This is a genomic window from Streptomyces neyagawaensis (assembly GCF_023516595.1).
Taxonomy (GTDB): Bacteria; Actinomycetota; Actinomycetes; order Streptomycetales; family Streptomycetaceae; genus Streptomyces; species Streptomyces neyagawaensis.
Window position 1 is genome coordinate 15614 of the sequence record NZ_JAMGBG010000087.1, and the last position, 20638, is coordinate 36251.

At 71.4% G+C, this 20638-nt stretch carries 16 protein-coding genes and 3 pseudogenes; 6 read left to right on the plus strand and 13 right to left on the minus strand.

Annotated elements, in window-relative coordinates; translation table 11 throughout:
* Positions 1–173: 173 nt before the first annotated feature.
* The 3 genes from M8J73_RS30475 to M8J73_RS30485 form a co-directional block, all read right to left on the minus strand.
* The gene (locus M8J73_RS30475) at positions 174–839 is read right to left on the minus strand and encodes a ScbR family autoregulator-binding transcription factor (RefSeq protein WP_249829318.1); all 666 of its coding nucleotides are present in this window, start codon (positions 837–839) and stop codon (positions 174–176) included.
* 368 nt (positions 840–1207) lie between these two features.
* Positions 1208–2437, minus strand: coding sequence for a cytochrome P450 family protein (locus tag M8J73_RS30480; RefSeq protein WP_055541441.1), 1230 nt, complete (start codon positions 2435–2437; stop codon positions 1208–1210).
* A gap of 225 nt (positions 2438–2662) precedes the next feature.
* Positions 2663–3340, minus strand: a complete 678-nt coding sequence (locus tag M8J73_RS30485) for a ScbR family autoregulator-binding transcription factor (RefSeq protein ID WP_055541442.1) — start codon at positions 3338–3340, stop codon at positions 2663–2665.
* Between the two features lie 438 nt (positions 3341–3778).
* On the opposite strand from M8J73_RS30485, the gene M8J73_RS30490 reads away from it, so the two are divergent.
* The gene (locus M8J73_RS30490; protein ID WP_079055113.1) at positions 3779–5686 is read left to right on the plus strand and encodes an acyl-CoA dehydrogenase family protein; all 1908 of its coding nucleotides are present in this window, start codon (positions 3779–3781) and stop codon (positions 5684–5686) included.
* 246 nt (positions 5687–5932) lie between these two features.
* Here the strand turns inward: M8J73_RS30490 and M8J73_RS30495 are convergent.
* The 9 genes and pseudogenes from M8J73_RS30495 to M8J73_RS30535 all read right to left on the minus strand — a co-directional run.
* Positions 5933–6412 (minus strand): annotated as a pseudogene (locus M8J73_RS30495) (GtrA family protein); the annotation flags it as partial.
* A gap of 189 nt (positions 6413–6601) precedes the next feature.
* A complete protein-coding gene (locus M8J73_RS30500) occupies positions 6602–6892 on the minus strand; it encodes a hypothetical protein (protein WP_055541443.1) in 291 nt (96 codons plus the stop codon).
* A 30-nt stretch (positions 6893–6922) separates the two neighbouring features.
* On the minus strand, positions 6923–7192 hold the full coding sequence (locus tag M8J73_RS30505) for a hypothetical protein (protein WP_055541444.1): 270 nt from the start codon (positions 7190–7192) through the stop codon (positions 6923–6925).
* A 99-nt stretch (positions 7193–7291) separates the two neighbouring features.
* Positions 7292–7708 carry an ATP-binding protein gene (locus M8J73_RS30510; RefSeq protein ID WP_249829319.1) on the minus strand — a complete coding sequence of 139 codons (417 nt, stop codon included), beginning with the start codon at positions 7706–7708 and terminating at the stop codon, positions 7292–7294.
* A gap of 105 nt (positions 7709–7813) precedes the next feature.
* The gene (locus M8J73_RS30515) at positions 7814–8653 is read right to left on the minus strand and encodes a hypothetical protein (protein ID WP_055540799.1); all 840 of its coding nucleotides are present in this window, start codon (positions 8651–8653) and stop codon (positions 7814–7816) included.
* A gap of 190 nt (positions 8654–8843) precedes the next feature.
* Positions 8844–10025 carry an acyltransferase family protein gene (locus tag M8J73_RS30520; RefSeq protein WP_055540800.1) on the minus strand — a complete coding sequence of 394 codons (1182 nt, stop codon included), beginning with the start codon at positions 10023–10025 and terminating at the stop codon, positions 8844–8846.
* The gene (locus M8J73_RS30525; protein WP_055540801.1) at positions 10022–12325 is read right to left on the minus strand and encodes a bifunctional polysaccharide deacetylase/glycosyltransferase family 2 protein; all 2304 of its coding nucleotides are present in this window, start codon (positions 12323–12325) and stop codon (positions 10022–10024) included. The genes M8J73_RS30520 and M8J73_RS30525 overlap by 4 nt, the downstream gene beginning before the upstream one ends.
* Positions 12325–13368, minus strand: coding sequence for a hypothetical protein (locus M8J73_RS30530; RefSeq protein WP_107424054.1), 1044 nt, complete (start codon positions 13366–13368; stop codon positions 12325–12327). Before M8J73_RS30530 ends, M8J73_RS30525 begins: the two co-directional genes overlap by 1 nt.
* A gap of 156 nt (positions 13369–13524) precedes the next feature.
* Complete coding sequence (locus M8J73_RS30535; protein ID WP_055540802.1) at positions 13525–14499, minus strand: LysR family transcriptional regulator; 975 nt, start codon at positions 14497–14499, stop codon at positions 13525–13527.
* Between the two features lie 84 nt (positions 14500–14583).
* Between M8J73_RS30535 and M8J73_RS30540 the strand changes: the two genes are divergently transcribed.
* Both M8J73_RS30540 and M8J73_RS30545 read left to right on the plus strand, forming a co-directional pair.
* Complete coding sequence (locus tag M8J73_RS30540) at positions 14584–16056, plus strand: MFS transporter (protein WP_249829320.1); 1473 nt, start codon at positions 14584–14586, stop codon at positions 16054–16056.
* A gap of 180 nt (positions 16057–16236) precedes the next feature.
* Positions 16237–16479: pseudogene (locus M8J73_RS30545) on the plus strand (carbohydrate ABC transporter permease); the annotation flags it as partial.
* A 2-nt stretch (positions 16480–16481) separates the two neighbouring features.
* On the opposite strand, the pseudogene M8J73_RS30550 reads toward M8J73_RS30545, so the two are convergent.
* Positions 16482–16943: pseudogene (locus M8J73_RS30550) on the minus strand (IS200/IS605 family accessory protein TnpB-related protein); the annotation flags it as partial.
* Between the two features lie 161 nt (positions 16944–17104).
* Between M8J73_RS30550 and M8J73_RS30555 the strand changes: the two are divergent.
* Genes M8J73_RS30555 through M8J73_RS30565 form a run of 3 tightly spaced genes read left to right on the plus strand, consistent with a single transcriptional unit; the run spans position 17105 to position 20563 of the window.
* Positions 17105–17248 carry a hypothetical protein gene (locus tag M8J73_RS30555; RefSeq protein WP_157873182.1) on the plus strand — a complete coding sequence of 48 codons (144 nt, stop codon included), beginning with the start codon at positions 17105–17107 and terminating at the stop codon, positions 17246–17248.
* Between the two features lie 25 nt (positions 17249–17273).
* Positions 17274–19553 (plus strand): alpha-xylosidase, encoded by a 2280-nt coding sequence (gene yicI / locus M8J73_RS30560; RefSeq protein ID WP_055539997.1) that lies wholly within the window; start codon positions 17274–17276, stop codon positions 19551–19553.
* Positions 19550–20563 (plus strand): LacI family DNA-binding transcriptional regulator, encoded by a 1014-nt coding sequence (locus tag M8J73_RS30565; RefSeq protein WP_055539998.1) that lies wholly within the window; start codon positions 19550–19552, stop codon positions 20561–20563. The genes yicI and M8J73_RS30565 overlap by 4 nt, the downstream gene beginning before the upstream one ends.
* The last annotated feature ends 75 nt before the right edge of the window (positions 20564–20638 follow it).

The following is a 20638-nucleotide window of genomic DNA, read 5'->3' on the forward strand; positions in this document are numbered from 1 at the left end:
AAGGCCCGGCCTTCAGCGGATCGCACTGTCGAAAGGCACGGGGCGCAGCCCCGGACGCCGCTTCTCAGGATGAAGGCCGGGCCGCCAGGCCCGTGGCTTCAGGGGCGCGGGGAACTGCGCGAACACCCCCCACCCACCCGCACCCGCCGACGCACACACACGCCCCCGAGCCATCAGGCGCCCCCGCCCCTGCCCGTACCCCATACGCCCGCCCCCTCCCCTCGCACCCTCCCCCCACTCCCCGACGGCCGCAGCGTCCCCAGCCTGGACGTACACGCCACCCGGGGCAGCAGCAGCCGCCAGAAGCGGGACAACGAATCCGCGGTGAGCCAGCGCGGATCGTGCCGGCCGAGGGATTCGAGGCCGGCGGTCGCCGCGACGACCACCGCGGCCGCGTCCTCCGCGGAGACCCCGTGCGCGAGGGCCCCCTCCATATCCGCCTTGGCCAGCACTTCCTCCACCCACTCCTGCCAGGCCCGACGCAGCCCGGCACCGGACCGCACCCGACCGACCCCGTCGCCCAGGTCGAACCCGGCGCGCAGCACGGCGTCCTGACCGAGCGCCCGCACGAGGGCGTAGGTGGCGTCGATGAGGGACTGCAACGTGTCGCCGGCGTCCTGGGCGGTGATGCGGCCCAGTCGCAGGGCCGCCGCCTGGCCGACCGCGTCGGCGAGGTCCGCCTTGCTGGCGAAGTGGAAGTGCAGCGCCCCGCTGCTGACCCCGGCCCTGGCGCTGATCATGGACAGGGACGCCGTTTCGAAGCCTTCCCGGTCGAACAGCTCGGCGGCGGACTCGATGAGCGCGTTGCGCGTGCGCACCGCGCGCTCCTGTTTGGCCATGGGGCGCTCCGTTATCACGCAGGGGACCAGGCGGACCGACGCTCGGGACGCCCCCGCGGGCCAGCAAGCCCTTCCCTCACCCGAGGAGATTATCAAACCGCCTTCGCGGTTTCTAGATGGCCCCTGAAATGAGTCGACTATAGGTGCACACCCCATGACGTTATGTACACGGAACAGGCCTCGCCCCGCACCGAATTCGTCACCTCTCCCCAGGAACCGTCGACAAGCCACACGTCGGCACACAGACCACCAGTGCCCAGACAACACACACGACGGCGCGCACGCCTGGCACGACAACGCCCCGCGGCCGAATCGGCCGCGGGGCGGGTTCATCACTCTGCGTCAACACCCCCGTGGGGTGCGGCGATTCACTCGGGGCGGAGCACCACCGGGACGGAGGCGTAGCCGTTGATCAGGAAGCTCGGCACCGGTGCCAGCTCCTCGACGGGACGGGTGAGCCGCATGTCGGGGAACCGCTCGAAGAGGCCCGCGAGACCGATGGTGACCTCCATCCTGCCGAGCGCGGCACCGAGGCAGCGGTGCACCCCGTGGCCGTAGGCGAGCAGGTCGCGGTCGGTGCGCAGGACGTCGAAGTCCGCGGCGTCCTTCCCGTGCAGTTCGGGCTCCAGCCCGCCCGCCGCGAAGTTGACGATGATGGCGTCGCCCTTCTTGATGGTGACACCGTCCAGGTCGATGTCCTCGACGGCGAAACGCATCGGCGAGTAGGCGCCGGGGGTGTGCGTGCGCGCCGCCTCGTCGACCGCGTCCTCCCAGGTGGCGCGGCCGGCGCGGATGCGGGCGAGCTGGTCGGGGTGGGTAAGCAGCGCGGCGACGGCGTTGGCGAGGAGCGTACGGGCGCTGTCCTGGCCGCCGGTGAGCACAAGGAAGAGGGTGCCGAGGAGTTCTTCCTCGCTGAGCCGGTTGCCGTCGTCGCGGGCCTCGATGAGCAGGGAGGTCAGGTCGTCGCCGGGCTCCGCGCGCTTGGCCGCCACGAGGGCGGACAGCAGGCCGAACGCCCGCATCCGGGCCGCCTCCATCTCTTCGGCGCTGACCGTGGTGCTGAACACCGTGTGCATCGCCGCGGACAGGGCATCGGTGTCGGCCCCCCGGGCGACCCCGAAGAGTTCGCAGATCACCCGCATCGGCAGCAGTTTGGCGTAGGTGTCCCGGAGGTCCACCTCCTGGCCGGCGGGCAGGGCCGCGAGGTCGTCCAGCAGCTCCGTGGTGAGCCGCTCCACCCGGGGCCTCATGGCCTCGGTGCGCCGACCGGTGAAGGCGTGCGCCACCAGGCGGCGCAGCCGGGTGTGTTCGGGCCCGTAGGCGAACAGCATGTTCTTGTTGGCCACCCAGGGGTACAGCGGCCAGTCGGCCGTGATGCGCCCCTCGATGAAGTCCGGCCAGTGCTGCCGGGCGTCCTTGGACACCCGCGGGTCGGTCAGCAGCTTCTCGACGTTGCGCTGCCGCAGCACCGCCCAGGCGACGACCCCGCCCGGCAGCTCCACCTCGACCGCCGGTCCCCGCTCCCGCAGCATCGCGGATTCCCCGGGGAGGTCGGTCCCGGAGGCGTCGAGGGCGTACGGGCAGGCAGTTGCTTGCATCTGGTGCACTCCGTCCAGTCGGTTTCGGGCCGTCAGCGACCCTGTCCAGTGCGTGCGCACGGAAGGGACCGGGTCCCTTCTCCATCTCCCCCTTGATGGACCGGTGACGGACTGCCCGTGGGGCGGATGCCTCTCAGAGCTCCGAACAAAAGGGGAGCCCGGCTCGCGGCGTCTGGCACGCACGCTCGCCGCGAGCTGATCGGACTTCCCTTTTGTTCGGAGCTCTCAGACCGACGCGGGTTGCCCCGCCTCGCGCAGTTTCAGGGCGGCCTCGTAGACCCTCTCCCCGCGGTCCGGCGAGAAGTCGAGCCGTACGAGCACGGCGGGGACCGCGATGGAGGTCATCAGATGGCGATAGAGGTCCATCACCCGGTCCGTCATGTCCGCGTGCCCGGTCATGATCTTCGAGAGCATCTGCACCCCGGTGAAGGCGCCGACGAACATCCGCGCGACCGCGTCGACGTCGATGTGGGGCAGCACTTCCCCGCTTTGTTTCGCCTTCCCAAGGAGGTCTACGTTGTGATCGATCCAGCCCTGCATGGGGATCCTGCGATCCAGGCCGTCACCCGGCGCCACCTGGTCGACGGTGAGCCGGATACTGCCTCGGACCATCGGGTCCCCCTTCGCGAGCAGATACGCGAGCACCAGCGTCTCGTCGAGCCCCTGCTGCAGCACCAGGTCCTGGGGCGGCGCCGGGGGCACCGACGCGAGCTGGTTGGCGAGCACCGCCTGTGCCAACTCCTCCTTGGAGGAGAAGTGGAAGTACAGCGCACCCTTGGTCACCCCCGAGCGCTTGAGGATCTCGGAGATCGTGGCCGCGTCATACCCGACCTCGTCGAAAACCTCAGCCGCTGCGAGGAGAATCTTCTCCCGCGTCCTGATCGCTCGTTCCTGCTGCGCCACCACACACCTCCAAGCACCCCCCGACGAGCACAAAAAAACCGTCAGGTTCGTATGCTAGCACCGGTAACACTCCGTAGGCAGTGTGCGCGACAAGAGCGGTGGATCACCGGCAGACTCGATGGCCGTCACTCCCTCGAAACCGACCGGCGAAAGCAACAATAAAACCGGCGGCCCGGTTTTTCAACCCCTCAACTTCGCCTCGTGCCAGATCCGCCGAACCTCCGCCTCCGGAGGTAAAAGGGCACGTCATAGGCGGAACTTCAGCTTCAGCTCGCCGACCCGGCGAACCCGACGCCGTCACGCTGCGTCTCACACCGTGGAACATGAAGAACCCGTAAACCAGCCAAGGTGGTCTTGAATAGAAACCGGTTGGTCCGTATCTTCTTGGCTTGCGTTCCCATCAACAGGGTTCCAAAACAGGGGGAAGAGGTCTTGACCATGGCCTTGCTGACGTTCCACAAGAATGCCTCTGGTAGCAGAGACGCAGAAGAAACCGACCCCGTTGCCCAGTCGCCGGCCGCCACTGACCATTTCGGCCCGCACTCGCTCACCACCGCGGATCTGGCCCATCTCCTCTTCGACCGGCAGAACCGCGGCAGGGTGCACGAGCCCTGGCGCAAGCTGATCCGCACCGAGGCGTTCTCCCGCCGTCGTGATCTCGCTCCCCTCACCCGGACCGAGCTGTCCTACGACCGTCTCCAGCTGGTCAACGCGGCGGTCGACAACCCGGAGTCCCTCGCCTCGGACCCGGCGCGCCTGGCCGCGCTGCACGAGTGGACAGGGTTCGTCGACAGCGGGCTGTGCACCTTGTCGAGCATTCACTACAACTTGTTCCTGGGCAGCATCCTCGACCACGACGGCTATGGGCGGAACCTGTCCGACTTCACGACGCTGCGCCGCACGGGCACGTTCCTCTGCACGGAGCTGGCCCATGGCAACGATGCCGCCGCCCTGGAGACCACGGCGACCTTCGATCCGTCGACCGGCGGTTTCGTCCTGCACACCCCCACTCCCGGCGCCCGGAAGTTCATGCCGAACACCAGCCTGATCGGCGGCCCCAAGAGCGCGGTGGTCGCCGCCAGGTTGATCGTCGGCGGCGAGGACCGGGGTGTCTTCCTCTTCCTCACCCCGCTGAGCGACGAGAAGGGCCACCTCCCGGGTGTCGAGGTGCGGGCGCTCCCGGAGCGGGCGGGCAGCCCGGTGGACCACTGCCTCACCTCGTTCGACCAGGTGCGGCTGGACCGGGCGGCACTCCTGGAGGCCGAGCACGGCCAACTGGCCCCGGACGGCACCCTCGACAGCAATGTGGGCAACCGGCGCAAGCGGTTCCTGCGTTCGATCGGCCGGGTCACCACGGGGAAGCTGTGCATGAGCGCCGCGGCCGTCGGCGCCTCCCGCACCGCACTGGCCATCGCGGTCCGGCACGCCCACCTGCGTCACATCAGCGGCCCGCGGGCGGGCGAGCGCATCCCGCTGGTCGCCCACCGCAGCCACCACGGGCGCCTGCTGAACGCGCTCGCCCAGACCTACGCCATGACGTTCCTGCACCGCGAGGCCGTGACCCGGTGGACCGAGCACACCGCCGCGGACCGGGACGACGCGGAACGTCTGGTGGCCGTCGCCAAGGGCTGGATCACCTGGCAGGCCCGTGACGTGATGACCGAGTGCCGGGAACGCTGCGGAGCGCAGGGCCTGTTCGCGGTCAACGCCCTGGCCGGCCTGCAGGCGGACAACGAGGGCACCATCACCGCGGAGGGCGACAACCTGGTGATCTGGGTGAAGGCCGCCGCGGAGATGGTCCTCGGGCACCGCACCGACACGGCCGAGAAGACCGAGACCCCCGCCACGGACGGCGACCTCGATGACGTGGACTTCCTGCGCGGCCTGCTCGCCGCCGCCGAGTCGCTGTGGCGGGCACGCGCCCGCGTCGCCCTGCGCGAGGGCCCGTCCGGCAACCCGGTCGCGCGTTGGAACGGCGCCAGCGAGGCCGCGCTCACCATGGTCGCGGCGCACGCCGAGACCCGGGCCGCCGACGCCCTGCGCACGGCGGCCGAGCATGCCGCGGACCCCACCGCCCGCTTCCTCCTGGACGGCCTGTGCCGGCTGTTCCTGCTGCGCCGGATCCGCCAGCACACCGGTGACCTGCTGGCCGAGGGGCATCTGGCCGTACGGCACGTGCGTGAGCTCCCACAGGCCGTCGACGCCGTCATCGCCGCCCTGGCGCCGCACATGACGACTCTGGTCGAGGCGTTCGACATCCCCGACGAGGTCCTGTCGGCCATCCCCCTCGCGAACGGCTCCTCGATCGTCGACGACGCCGCGCCACTGCCGGCCCTCGCGGGCTGACAGGCCGAGGCAAGGCCCCCCAGCTCACGGAGATCACCCCGTCGACCGTCACTGAGCCGTGCACGGCGACCACGAACCGACCGTGGTCCAGCGACCGTACGCACCCGGAACGGTCTGGGGACGCACCCACTCCTGCCAGTTGTCCGGCAGGGAGGAGAGGACCGCGGGGCGGATCCAAGCGGACCAGTCGGTCCACCCGTACGACAGCGAGGTGACGGCGGGGCGCGGGCGGCGGATCGGGTGCCCGGCGCCCCGGGCCACCACGGGGAGCCGGCCGCCCGTCGCCGCGGCCGGCTTCCCCGCGGCGAACACGACGACGCGGAGCACCACGAACCGCCCGACCCCGGCCAGCGCGCTCGCGCTCAGGTAGACGGCCTGCTCGACGAGGAGACCGGGGGCGGAGTGCACGAGGTGCAGGACGGCCATGGCCGCGCAGGTCACGCCGTACGCGGCGGCCGCCGACCCGGCCGACTGGAGGTGCTCCCGCCGTCCGGCCCGGCGCCCGGCGCCGAAGGTGAAGCGGGCGTGCAGCTCGGTGGCCAGGACGGTCGACACGACCGTGACGACCGCGTTCGCGACGGCCCACGGCAGCAGCGCGGCCAGCAGCGCGACGGCCCCGCTGGACAGGACGCCGACTCCACCGCCGCACGCGACGAACCGCACGAACGAGGAGAACGGCCGGGAGGACTCGGGGAGTTGGCGCGTCATGTGCTCCGTCTGCTCCATCACGAACCTTCCGTCCCCTCATGGCGGCCCACCGCGTACGTACGGCGTGCGTCGTTAAGAACAGCGTACGTTGACGCGCACACTGTTCGCAAGGGGGTACGGTGTGCCGCAGGCGGTCGCTCTGCCCGCCTGCGGACACATGACAACCGGGTTCACTAAAAGGAGACTTGAACCAGGAGCCTTGAACTCCTACTCCAGGCACTGCTCGTAGCAGTGACCTTGGTGCCACTGGCAACAGGCATGGTGGGAGGAGCGCACTTCGTCGTCGTCCCGGTCGTAGAACTCGGTGATGATCCGGCCGTCCTCGACCCGCGACAGCGCCACCTGCTTGCTGAAGTCGATCTTCAGCACATCGAGTTCACGCCTCAGGCAGCGCATCGCGTACCTGCGGGCGGCTTCGGGATGCCGGGCGAAGACCTTGTCGATCTCGTCGAAGAACTCCGGGTCGCGCTCGGGTCCACAGGCAGGCTTGGTCTTCATGGCCACCTCCGTACCGGCGATTGCCCGCGTTCAGATGGGCAGGTCGTGGTCGATCAGGAAATGCCGGCAGCTGGCCCGCTTGCATTTGCCCTGGGGGCCGCCGGCCTGGAAGTCGGGGCACGGGCACGACAGACACCGAATGGCGTCCTCGGATCCGGGGCCGGGATCCCACCCGCTGCCCCTCAGGCGCGCTCGCGCGGCTTCCCGGACGTCACGCAACTGGTCGTCGAACTTGCGGAAGTCGGCCTCGTTCTCCGCGAAGGCCTTCTTCTGGGCCTCTGTCAGGTCGTACTGCTCCACGTTGCCCTCCCAAGGTGGATGGCGGCGAGGAAGCTTTCGCCTCTCCCCCCACGATGACCCGGTGGCCCGCCGCCCGCACGTCGACCGGCCCGAGCGCCCTCACGCGACCTCCCCACCCACCTCGAACCGCATCGGCTTGCCCCCGCCCCGCCCGAGGTTCCCGCCCTCCAACGGCCAGCACCTCCGCCGGTCCGCGCACTGCCGGACGAGGAAGAGACCCCGCCCACGCTCGACATCCGACACCGGCGGCGAGGGCACGCAGGGGCCGTCGCCCACCTCGCCGAGCGAGGGCTCCACGTACGGGCTCCCGTCCCACACGAGGACGCGCAGTCGACCACCGTGCAGGGCGACCAGCCGCACCGAGGAGGGCCCCTTCGTGTGCCGGTACGCGTTGCAGACAAGCTCCGAGGTCAACAGCTCGGTGAGGTCCAGAAGTTCGCCACGACCATGGCTGGTGAGGATCGCCCGCACGGTCACCCGAGCGATCCGGGCGGCTCTGGGCGCCGCCCACCCCACCGGCGCTCTCCTCCTCCACGAGAGCGACGCGCCCGGCCCCGTGCTCGCCACGAGCCCGGGGCCGTTCAGTCACCTCGTACGTGCGCTCAAAGCGGAGCGTGGCCGTCAGCCCGACGCCTCCCCCACGTAGCTCAGCTTGTCCGTGCCGCCGCCGTCCTCCCAGGTGATGACGACGTCGTTGCCGGAACGGCGGACCGTGGCGAAGGTGATGTCCTTGTCGTCCACGTCCTCCGAGGCCATCGGCCGCAGCGCCATGCGGAAGTTGTTCTCGTCGCGGTACTTGCCGACTCCCGTCAGGATGCCCTTGCCGCCGACCATGTCGATGTAGGACAGCGGGTGCTGGCCCTGGAGGTCGCCGGAGGACTGCTCCTTGCCGATCGTCAGGGTGCGCGCCTCATCGTCCTGCCACTGGCCCTCGACACCCGTGCGGGGCGCCGTGGACGCGTCGCCGCCGGCGTCGGTGTCCTCGGGGGTCGGGGTGTACTCCTCGGTGGGCTCGGAGGTGGGCGTCTTCGACTCGTCGGCCCGCGCCGACACGCTCTGCCGGGGCTTGGCCGTGGTGTCGTCGCCGTCGTCGGAGGTGAGCAGGAAGATCCCGCCGCCGATCACCGCGAGGGCGGCCACCGCGGCGACCACGATGAGCGCGATCTTGCCGCCGTTGCCCCCGGAGGGCGGGGGCGGGGGGTAGCCGCCGTACTGCTGACCGTAGTTCGGTGCGCCGGGCGCTCCGGGGGCGCCCGGCATGCCCGGCGCGCCGTAGGGCGGCTGACCGGCGCCGTACGGCTGCTGCGGGGCCGTCGTGTAGGGGTTCGGCGGGGGGCCGGGCTGACCGAGAGCCTGACCGGACGCCCCCTGCGGGGGCCCGTACGGCCCCGGGTACGGCGGTTGCTGCGGCTGCTGGGCCCCGTAACCGTCGTACGGCGGCCGGCCGGGAGGCTGAGTCATCGGCGGGTGTCACTCCTCGGGTCGCTTCGGCGAGGCAAGGAACGCCTGCCTCCAGCGAGCCCAACATCCATCACCAGCTCAGTCGTACGCAAGTGCGTATCCCGGTTGGTTACGGGGTCAATACATGGGAGGACGGGGGACGGCGGAGCGACGGGGCGGCGACACCAACGACACCGCCCCCAGGGGCCGGTCAGTGCCTGCGCGCGCTCCGACCGGTCCGGCCGCCGTTCGGCCACAGTCTCGGTCGGCGGCGGGCCGCCAGGTCCTCCGCCCAGCCGAAGGCGACGACACAGCCGACGATCAGCACCCAGGTGAGGGCCAGCACGGGCCAGACGCTCTCCAGCAGCCAGGGCACGTTCTGTTCGAGGACCACCACCGACCACAGCCGGTCCCACTGGGTCGCGGCGACGAGGATGCACGTGTTGTGCCACAGATAGATCGTCACCGCACGGGAGTTGAGGAAGGTGATCACCCCGTCCCAGCGGCGCAGCCGGCGCGGCCACTCGGACCATGACGGGCTGAGGTGGAGCAGCAGCGCCACCGTGCCGAGGGAGTACAGCGCCTGGGCGAACGGCATGGCGTCCAGGTCGTTGCCGTTGCCGAAGTCGTGGTTCAGGGCGTACCAGAGGCCCGTCAGGGCCACGGCCGGGGCGACGGAGGGGACGATGTATCGGGGCAGGCGCCTGAGGATGCCCTCCTGGTGGGCCATGCCGAGGATCCAGCAGGCGCCGAAGGTGCTGAAGTCCGTGAGCCCCGACGCGAAGCGCTCGCCGGGCAGGGACAGATAGCCCAGTTCGAACGCGGCCGACAGGACGATCGGGAAGAGGAGCGTCACCACGGGCACCGCGCGCAACGCGCGCAGCAGCACCGGGGACAGGACGACGTACCAGAGGTAGGCGCGGACGTACCAGAGGGGCCCGGCGAGTTCGACGGCCCAGTCGGCGCCGATGAAGCCGTGCACGCCGGGCAGGCCCTCGGCGTACGGCGGGTCGCTGATCGGGAGGATCCAGAACGTGAGGTGGAACCACCACCACGCGGGATGTCCCTCCGCGTCGGGTGCCCAGCCCTGGGCCACCATGCCGGTCACGCCGATCACGCCCAGCAGCCAGATGGGCGGCAGCAGCCGGCGGAGCCGGCCCTTGACGACCTGGAGGGCCGGACGCTTCAGCGAGCGGGCCATGAGGTTGCCGGCGAGGGCGAACATCACGCCCATGGAGGGGAAGACGAGGGGCAGCCAGGCCCAGCCGGTGAGGTGGTAGAGGACCACGCGGAAGATGGCGAGGGCCCGCAGGAAGTCGAAGTAGCGGTCGCGGGCGGGCGCGGGCGGCGCCTTCGGGGTCTCCTCCGTCGTGGTCTGCGTCAGGGTGCTCATCCGACCGGGCTCCCTTCACGCGGCTTCGACTCTGCGGTCGCCGCGCCCGCCCCGCCGGGCTCACCCGGCAGTCCGACCGCGCCCGTGCGCCGCAGCTTCTGCCAGCGCAGCCGGCCGCCGGTCAGGGCGGTGATCCACGACTGGAGCAGGACGACGTACATCAGCTGGCGGTAGAGGAGTTGTTGCAGCGGCAGGGAGATCAGGTGGGTCATGCGTTCCTTGTCGAGGTGGAAGGCGTACGCCGCGCACACGGCCTGGACGCAGAGGACGCCGAACCACGCGCCGATCGTCTTCTCCGTCGGGCCGAACACCAGCCCGTACAGGAGGAACACGTCGATGAGCGGGGCCAGCAGGGGCGCGACCACCATGAACAGCGACACCAGCGGCAGGCCCACACGTCCGAAGCGGCCCGAGGGGCCCCGCTCGAAGAGGGCCCTGCGGTGCTTCCAGATCGCCTGCATGGTGCCGTAGCACCAGCGGTAGCGCTGCGACCACAGCTGCTGCACGGATTCGGGCGCCTCGGTCCAGGCGCGGGCCTTCTCCGCGTAGACGACGTGCCAGCCGTCGCGGTGCATGGCCATGGTGATGTCGGTGTCCTCGGCGAGGGTGTCCTCGCTCATGCCGCCGACCCGTTCGAGGGCCTCGCGGCGGAAGGCGCCGACGGCACCGGGAATGGTGGGCATGCAGCGCAGGACGTCGTACATGCGGCGGTCGAGGTTGAAGCCCATCACGTACTCGATGTGCTGCCAGGCGCCGATGAGGGTGTCCCGGTTGCCGACCTTCGCGTTCCCGGCGACGGCGCCGACGCGCGGGTCGGCGAACGGCTGGACCAGTTCGCGGACGGTGGACGGTTCGAAGACCGTGTCGCCGTCCATCATCACGATCAGGTCGTGGCGGGCGTTGGCGATGCCCCGGTTGAGGGCGGCGGGCTTGCCCGCGTTGAGCTGCCGCACGACCCGTACGTCGGGCAGGTCCCGGCCCAGCTCCTCGACGATCCGGGCGGTGCCGTCGCTGGACCCGTCGTCGATGACGAGGACCTCGATGGGGTGGTCACTGGCCACCAGCGAACGGACGGTCTTCTCGATGCACTTGGCCTCGTTGTACGCGGGCACGAGGACGGACACCGGTTCGGTGACGGGGCCGTCGGGGCCCCAGCGGAAGTTCCGGCGGCGGACCTTGCGGGCGTGGCACACCGACAGGATCAGCATCAGGCCGAAGCGGGCGAGGACGAGGACGCCGACGACCGAGAGGGCCACGACGAGGACACCCGTGATCCGCTCGGACGCCTGGACGAGCGCCACCCACGCCTTGCCCTTCCACAGGCCGAGCCCGGTGACCTCGGTGTGCGCGCTGGGCGCGTCGAGCGCCCCGGTGAGGGTGGGGAACGCGTAGCCCTGGTCGCGCAGTTGGAGGATGAACCGGTCGAGCGCGGCGACGGTCTGCGAGCGGTCGCCGCCGGAGTCGTGCATCAGCACGATCGCGCCCTCGCCGGCCTTCGGTGTGGCCCGGCGGATGATCTCGTCGACGCCGGGCCTGCTCCAGTCCTCGCTGTCGGTGTCGCTGACGACGGTGATGTAGCCGCGGCTGCCGATGTACTGCGTCACCGGCCAGGACCGGTTGTCCATACGGCCCGAGAACGACGAGTACGGCGGCCGGAACAGCGAGGTCCGGATGCCCGCGGCGCCCGCGAGCGCCATCTGGTTCTGGGACAGCTCCCAGTCGATGCGGCCCTTGGACTGGAGCGAGAGATCGGGGTGGTTGAAGGTGTGCAGCCCGATCTCGTGGCCCTCGGCGACCATGCGCCGCACCAGGTCCGGGTAGCGGGAGGCCATGGTGCCGGTGATGAAGAAGACGGCGTGCGCGTCGTGCTTCCTCAGCACGTCGAGGACCTTGGGCGTCCAGACGGGGTCGGGGCCGTCGTCGAATGTGAGGACCAGTTCGCGGTCGGGTACGTCGAGGCTGGTCGCACGGCCCGAGCGGGTGTCGATCACCGGGCCGCCGTCGAGGATCCGCTGCGGCACCCGGTCGTTCGACACGGGCGGACGGATCCGGTGGTCGGCGAGGATCTCGCTGTGCACGTAGCCGCGCAGCATCAGCATCGCCATCAGGGCGACGAGGAACAGGCACGGCAGGATGTGGCGGAGCGGCAGCCGCACGGTCCGGCGCTTCGGCGGGCGCTTCGACGAGCCCTTCGGGGGGCTTGTGGCCGTGCCGTCGGCGGTCTCGGGCGTACGGGGTGTGCGGGTACGGCGCTTGGCGGCGGCACGCGAAGGCGTGCCGCCGCGCCTGAAGCGGGTCATTATGCGGGGGTCTCCGAGGGCTGCGGTTCCTGCGGACTCTCCGGTGCCGCGGTGGCGGGCTCGACCGGTGCCGGGGTCGGGGGACCCTCGGCGGCGACGGTGTCCGTGCCGGATCCCGTGCCGGGAGCGGGGCCGCTGGACTCGGAGGGTGTGGGCGTCGGGGTGGGCGTGGGGCTGGAGCCGCCGCCGGCCGGCTGGGACGCGGAGGCCGAAGGCTCGGGGTCCTTCACGCCGGTGGTCGGCTTCGGCTGCGGTCCGGCGCTCGCGCCGCCGGTGGGCCGGGCGCTCGCGGAGGCCTCCGGTGCCTTCTTCTTCCCGTCGTCGCGGGCGTCACCGCGGAAGTCACCGCGGCCCGGCGCGGGTGTCACTCCCGGGGAGACCGACCCCGCGCTCGGCGGCGGCACGACCCCCTCGGCGGTGTCGGCGACGTCGGACGACTCGGCCGGCTGCGGCGGGGTGTCCACCTTGTCCGCCGGCGCCTCGTCCTTCTGCATCGGCATCGGCAGCCAGGGCGCGTCCGAGTTGCCCGACACCAGCGTGCCGACGATGACGACGGCGTACGCGGCGCAGACGGTGCCGACCGCGATGCCGAGCTTGCGGTACCGGTTGCGGCGGCGCCCCGACTCGTCGACGAAGACCGGTCCGTCGGGCTGGCCGGCCTTGTCCGGGTCCTTGCCCGGGTGCCTGCCCGGCCCGTCCAGTTCCCGTCCGACGCCGTCGAGTTGGACGGTCACCTCGTGCGGGTCGTGGTTGCGGCCGGGCTGGTCGGGCTGCTCCCAGGGGGACGCCACGGTGCCGGGCCGGTCGGCCTCGCGCCCGGCTGCGTCGGGTTGCCGGGGCACACCGGCGAAGGCGGTCGACGGCCGGGGCACGGATCCCGTTCTGCCGACGGCCTCGGGCCACACCACCTCGTCACCGGCGGCGCCGGTCCGGGCGAACGGGTCGGTACCGAGGCCGCCCTCGACGTCACACCGGTGTTGGTCTCGGCTGTCGCCGTCGGACCGCTCCGGCTGGGTGCCTTTCGGCCAGTTCTCCACGTGCACGCGCTTCCCCCCACGGGTTGCGGATGCGTGTTCGATGCCGGACTCTCGCACTTTCCTGTACCGGACCGGACCCCCACCCGATCCGGGGCGCCCCGCCCATCACACGCACCCGGGGGCCCGAATGTAGAGGAGGGGAGAGATATGACATGCGTGCTATCAGATGAAACTCATCATGATGAGTGCATCTGTGGCCGGAATCCACCCGTCCTGCGGATATGAAAGCCATACTTCCGCGCTCGCTCGTTCGGTGGCGGCCCGCCGCAGGGCATCGAGCCCCGGATGCGTGAACCCCTTCCGCCACACCAGCGAGACGGGGGACAGCGGGACGGGGTCGACGAGGGGCCGCAGCACACTGCGCGGCATGGGCGGGAAGTCCACCACCGCCAGCACGGGCGTCCGCGTCTTGGCCATGACCCGCGCGAACTCCTCCTCGCCCACCACGAGGGGCGCCGCGGGCGCGACCTCGATCCCCCGCCCCGCGAACAGCTCCCGCGCCAGCTCCGTCCACTCCGGCGTGCGAGGATTGCCGGCACCCGCGTACACGGTCTCGCCCCTCAGCTCCGCCAGCGGCACGGCGTCCAGCGCGGTAAGCCGGTGGTCCTCGGGCAGGATCACCGCCATCGGCTCGTACCGCACGGGCTGTTGTTCCAGCCGGGCCCGCACCGCCGGGTCCAGCCCCGCGAACCTCCCGAACGACACGTCCAGCCGCCCGGCGAGGATCTCGGCGGCGGCATGCGTGAGCCCGCTCTCGTAGCGCGCCAGCAACTCCACGTCGGGCACCAGCTCCCGGGCCCGCCGCAGCACCCGCACGCCGGTGGCGAGCCCCGGCGAGTTCAGGTCCACCAGCAACGGCCGTGCCTGCTTGAACGCCCCCACGAGCGCGTCCTGCGCCTCCAGCACGCGCCGCGCGTACGGCACCAGCCGCTCCCCGTCGGGCGTCAGCGCCACCTGCCGGGTCGTCCGCACGAACAGCTCCACGCCCAGCTCCCGCTCCAGCCGCCGCACATCCCGGCTGAGCGCCTGCTGGGCGACGTAGAGCCGGGCGGCGGCCCGGGTGAAGTGCAGTTCGTCGACAACAGCGAGAAAGGCACGCAGCAGCCGCGGCGCGACAGCATCGGAAGCGAGGGACATCCGCCGAACTTACAACCAGGGTGCGTGAATCACCACGGAGTAGGTGTTGGACGGTGGATCAAGAACCGCGCGACGGTGGAACACATGCCGCAACGCCCGACACCCCTCCTGACCGTCACCGCCGACCAGCTGGTGGCAGTGGACTTCACCCCCCGCCGCCCTCAGGGACACGAGGAAGCCAACTCGAAACCCAGCCGACCCAAGGAGCGCGGGGCGGTGACACATGCGGCTCCGCCGCGTGGGCGCGACCAGCCACAACACACCCACACCCGCCGAAGCACCAGCACCCCCACCCCCTCAGGCGCCCCAAAACGCACCCGCACCCTCCCACGCACCCAAGAACGCACCCGTACCCCCTCCTACCGCCACCTCTTCCACATCCCCGGCACCCGCGCCTTCACTGTCGGCTCCCTCCTCGCCCGCCTCCCCATGGGCATGTTCAGCGTGAGCGCGATCCTGATGATCGCCCCCGCCCGCGACTCCTACGCCCTCGCCGGCGCCGTAGTCGCCACCGGCCTCGCCGCCACCGCCCTGGTCGCCCCCCTCACCGCCCGCCTCGTCGACCGCCACGGCCAGGCCCGCGTCGCCGTCCCGGCCACCGCCCTCGCCCTCCTCGGCGGTCTCTCCCTGATCGCCTGCGTCCACTGGAACGCCCCGACCTGGACCCTCTTCGCCTCCTACGCCGCCACCGCCACCGTCCCCAACACCGGCGGCATGGCCCGCGCCCGCTGGGCCCACCTCCTGAAGGACGACCCGGCGGCCCTGCACACCGCGAACTCCTTCGAACAGGCCGCCGACGAACTGTGCTTCATGGTCGGCCCCGTCATCGCCGCGTTCCTGTGCACCTCCCTGTTCCCCGAGGCCGGCACCCTGTTCGGCGGCATCGTCGTCCTGACCGGCGTCCTGGTCTTCGCCGTCCAGCGCGCCACCGAGCCGCCGCCGAGCGGCCGCACGGCCGCGAGGTCCCCCGTCCGCGCCCCCGGCGTCCCCTCCCTCCTCGCCGTCTTCCTCGCGATGGGCGCCGTCTTCGGCTCCCTGGAGGTCGTCACGGTCGCCCACCCCGACGCGCGCGGCGACGCCTCCGCGGCGGGCCTGGTCCTGGGCCTCCAGGCGGCCGGCTCCTGCGCGGCGGGGCTGGCGTTCGGCGCGATACGGGTGACCCGTTCCGCCGACCGCCGCTTCCCGCTCTGCCTGGCCGCCATGGCGGCCCTGATGACCCTGCCGTGGCTCACCGCCTCGTCCACCGGCTCGCTCCTCGCGCTCGCCCCCGCCCTCCTGGTGGCCGGCATGGCCACCGCGCCCACCATGGTCACGGCGATGTCCCTGATCCAGGAGCGCACCCCCGAGGGCCAGTTGAACGAGGGCATGACCCTCGCGGTCACCGGACTCCTCGGCGGCATCGCCGGCGGCTCCGCGCTCGGTGGCTGGATGGTCGACCACGGTCCAGGCCCGGCCACCACCGGCTTCGCCGTGCCGGCGGCCGCCGCCACGCTGGCCCTGGCGCTGTCCCTGGCCGTGTCGAAACGGCGTCCGGCCGTTTTCCGCACACCCCATTGACGTGTTCACGCCCCACCTTTACCTTCGCCCGTCGAAGCGCTTCGACGTGACTCGTCGAAACGATTCGACTGCGGAGCGCACCGAGAACCATCCGACTCCCCCGGAGGCACTGGATGTTGACGGCACGACGGCGTACGACGGCGGCGGAACAGCGCGGCACGAACGAGGAGAGCACCCGCCCCCCGCGAGATCGTCGAGGTGGCCCACATCGACGGCGCGAACACGTGGCTCTTCTTCATCTGGACGTGGAACGAGTTCCTGCTCCCGCTGGTGATGCTGATCTCCAACGACAACCAGACCGTGTCGGTGGCCCTCGTCGGCTTCCAGGGACAGCGGCTGATGCACGCCACGATGACCAACGCCGCGGCCCTCCTCGGTGTCCTGCCCGCGCTCGTCTTCTTGCTCGTCTTCCAGCGCACCCTCCTCATACCGAGCGGGAGTGAGTCCTGTTGCCAGAACTCATGCTCGGCCGGACGCCCCGAACGGTGTTGGGTGCCCTGGTCGCCCGCGTTCGCTCCGCGTCCGGGCGGCACGGATCGTATCCGTGGTCCGGGAACGCGGGGGCGGGTTCCCTCACGCCCCGGGATGCCCGGTCGGGCCCGGACGGTCCGATGCCCCGCACGATCACTCCGGTCGTGTGGGGGCGGTGCCGTCCGTCGCCGGACGGGGTGTCCCAGGGCGCGCCTTCCGATCGCCACGGCGGCCGCGTCGTGGCGAGTGGTCTTCCTTGTCTTGCCGGTAAGGGGTTGTTGCCAGCGCTGAGCACCCCACTTACCGGTGTAGGCGAGGTCGACGGCCACGACGGGAATGCCGAGACCGGCCGCCATCGACACCAGCCGTGCCCACAGCCTGGCCACAGGCATGCCGGAGATCAGCCTGCGGCGCCGGGCCAGCGTCCACTGATCATGCGTGGCCTTCGTGATCGAACCGACCCAACGGGAGGACGACACCCCCGTCAACGACCGCTCACGCGCGGCCCACCCCACGGCGTCACGGTCCAGACCCACCGCGCACCGGGCCTTCAGACCCGCGAGGCCGGCTCGCCCAGATGATCGCCGACCAGACGGAGAACATGCTCGTCCTCGGCGGCCAGGCGCCTGAGCCGGTCACGGACCGCCACCCCCGACGGGCCGAGCGCGACGAGCAGCTCACAACCCTCACCCGCGGCATCGCCGTGGGAGCCGTGAAGTAGGCCGTGACATAAGGAGAGCCCCCACATGAAGTTCACCGACGGCTACTGGCTGCTGCGGGAGGGCGTCACCGCGGCCCACCCGGTCCAGGCGCTCGACGTCACCGCCACCGACGCGGGCGCCCTGGAGATCCACGCCCCCACCCGGCCCGTCCGCCACCGCGGCGACCTGCTGAAGGGACCCGTCGTGACCATCAGCGCCCACGCCCCTATGCCCGACGTCATCGGCATCACCCTCACCCACTTCGAGGGCGAGCCGCCCCGCGGCCCCGACTTCGAGCTCACCACCGAGGAGTTCACCCCGCACACCGCATGCGACGACGAGCACGCCACCCTCACCGCCGGCGCCCTCTCGGTGCGCGTGGCCCGCACCGGCTCCTGGCGCGTCGACTTCCTCGCCCACGGCCGCACCCTCACCACCAGCGGCCCCAAGTCCATGGGCATCATGCGGGACGGGTCCGGCGCCCACCATCTGCGCGAGCAGCTCAACCTCGGCGTCGGCACCTCCGTCTACGGCCTCGGCGAACGCTTCGGCCCGCTCGTGAAGAACGGCCAGGTCGTCGACGTCTGGAACGCCGACGGCGGCACGGCCACCGAACAGGCCTACAAGAACGTGCCGTTCTACCTGACCGACGCAGGCTACGGCGTCTTCGTCGACCACCCCGGCAAGGTGTCCTTCGAGGTGGCCTCCGAGGTGGTGTCGAGGGTCCAGTTCAGCGCGGAGACCCAGCGGCTGACGTACTACGTCATCTACGGGCCCACCCCGAAGGAGATCCTCCGCAAGTACACGGCCCTCACCGGCCGCCCGGCCCTGCCGCCCGCCTGGTCCTTCGGCCTGTGGCTGTCGACCTCGTTCACCACCTCCTACGACGAGGAGACGGTGACCTCCTTCATCGAGGGCATGCGGGAGCGCCGGCTGCCGCTGTCCGTGTTCCACTTCGACTGCTTCTGGATGCGCGAGTTCCAGTGGTGCGACTTCGCGTGGGACCCGCGGGTCTTCCCCGACCCGGAGGGCATGCTGGCCCGCCTCAAACGCCGGGGCCTGCGGATCTCCGTCTGGATCAACCCGTACATCGCCCAGCGCTCACCGCTGTTCGCCGAGGGCAGGGCGCTCGGGCATCTGCTCCGCAGACCCGACGGCGGGGTCTGGCAGTGGGACCTGTGGCAGCCCGGCATGGCCCTCGTCGACTTCACCAGCCCCGCCGCCCGCCAGTGGTACGCGTCGAAGCTGGAGGCCCTGCTCGCCCAGGGCGTCGACTGCTTCAAGACCGACTTCGGCGAGCGGGTCCCGCTCGACGTGACCTGGTCCGACGGCACCGACCCCGAGCGGATGCACAACTACTACACCTACCTCTACAACCGCACCGTCTTCGACGTCCTGCGCAAGCACCGCGGCGAGGGCGACGCGGTCCTCTTCGCCCGCTCCGCGACCACCGGCAGCCAGCGCTTCCCCGTCCACTGGGGTGGCGACTGCGAGTCGACGTACGAGGCGATGGCCGAGTCGCTGCGGGGCGGTCTGTCGCTGGGCCTGTCGGGCTTCGGTTACTGGAGCCATGACATCGGCGGCTTCGAGGGCACCCCGACACCCGCGCTGTTCAAACGGTGGATCGCCTTCGGTCTGCTGTCCTCCCACAGCCGGCTGCACGGTTCGTCGTCGTACCGGGTCCCCTGGCTCTTCGACGACGAATCGGTGGACGTCCTGCGGACGTTCACCCACCTCAAGCTGGGTCTGATGCCCTACCTGTACGAGGCCGCGCGCGCCGCCCACGACGAGGGCGTGCCGATGATGCGCGCGATGGTCCTGGAGTTCCCCGACGACCCCGGCTGCGCCCCGCTGGACCGCCAGTACATGCTCGGCCCCGACCTCCTCGTGGCGCCCGTCTTCAGCGACGAGGGCGACGTGTCGTACTACGTCCCCGAGGGCACCTGGACCCACTACCTCACCGGCGGGACGGTCACCGGCCCCCGCTGGGTCCGCGAACGTCACGACTTCCTGAGCCTGCCGCTGCTGGTGCGCCCGGGCGCCGTGATCCCGGTGGGCGCGGTGACGGACCGCCCGGACTACGACCACGCCGACGGCGTCACCCTGCGCGCGTACGGCCTCGCCCACGGCGCCCAGGTGACCGTCCCGGTGGGCGACGTGACGTTCACCGTCGTACGGGAGGGGAACGTCCTGCGGGCCTCGTGCGGCACCCCGAGGGCCCCGTGGCGCCTGTGGGCGGACGGGCGGGAGGTCCGGGCGGCGTCCGGCACGGGCTTCCTGACGATGGAGCTGGAGCCGGGCCCGGAAGGCGGGGGATCGCGGTGACGGTGAAGATCACGGATGTCGCCCGGCACGCGGGGGTCTCCCCCAGCACCGTGTCGTACGCGCTGAGCGGGAAGCGCCCGATCTCCGCGGAGACCAGGGCACGGGTGGAGGCGTCCATCCGCGAGCTGGGCTACCGCCCGCACGCGGGTGCCCGCGCCCTGGCCAGCAGCAAGTCGAACGTGCTGGCGATGGTGGTGCCGTTGCGGGCCGGGATCCATGTGCCGGTGGTGATGGGCTTCGCGGTGTCGGTGGTGACGTCGGCCCGCGCGCACGACCACGATGTGCTGCTGCTGACCCAGGAGGAGGGCGAGGAAGGGCTGCGCCGGGTCGCGGACACGGCCCTCGTCGACGCGCTGATCGTGATGGACATCCAACTCCGCGACCCCCGGCTACCGTTGCTCCGTACCCTGGACCGCCCTTCCGTGCTGATCGGGTTCCCCGCCTCGGCGGACGGGCTGACCTGCATCGACCTGGACTTCCGGGCGGCGGGCGAGTTGTGCGTGGACCATCTGGCCGGTCTGGGCCACCGGGTCGTGGGCCTGATCGGCTCACCCCCCGAGGTGTACGTCCGTCGGACGTCGTTCGCGCAGCGGGTCCTCCAGGGCTTCACGGCCGCCGCCACCCGCCACGGCATGACGTCCACGGTCCACCCGTGCGAGGCCACGCCCGCGGCGGCCCGCGAGGTCGCCGAGCGGCTGCTGCGCGAGCACCCCGCCCTCACCGGCGTGGTGGTCCACAACGAGGCCGTCCTGGACCCCCTGCTGGACGCCTTCGAGCACCTCGGTCTCCGCGTCCCGGCCGACCTCTCGATCACTGCCCTGTGCCCCGAGGACCTGGCCACGTCGCTGCGTCTCCCCCTCACGTCGGTCGCGATCCCGTCGACCGAGCTGGGCGAACAGGCCGTGGCCCTGCTGATGAAGAAGCTCGACGGCGCCCCCGTCCCCGAGGCCACCCTGCTCCCCGCCCGCCTGACCCCACGGGCGAGCACGGCCCGTCGGCCGACGGGCTGAGGGGCGGGTCGGCGGGCCGGGAGCCGACGGCTCGGGCGAACGACGCGGCATGGCCGGCTTCGGGGCCTCACGCCT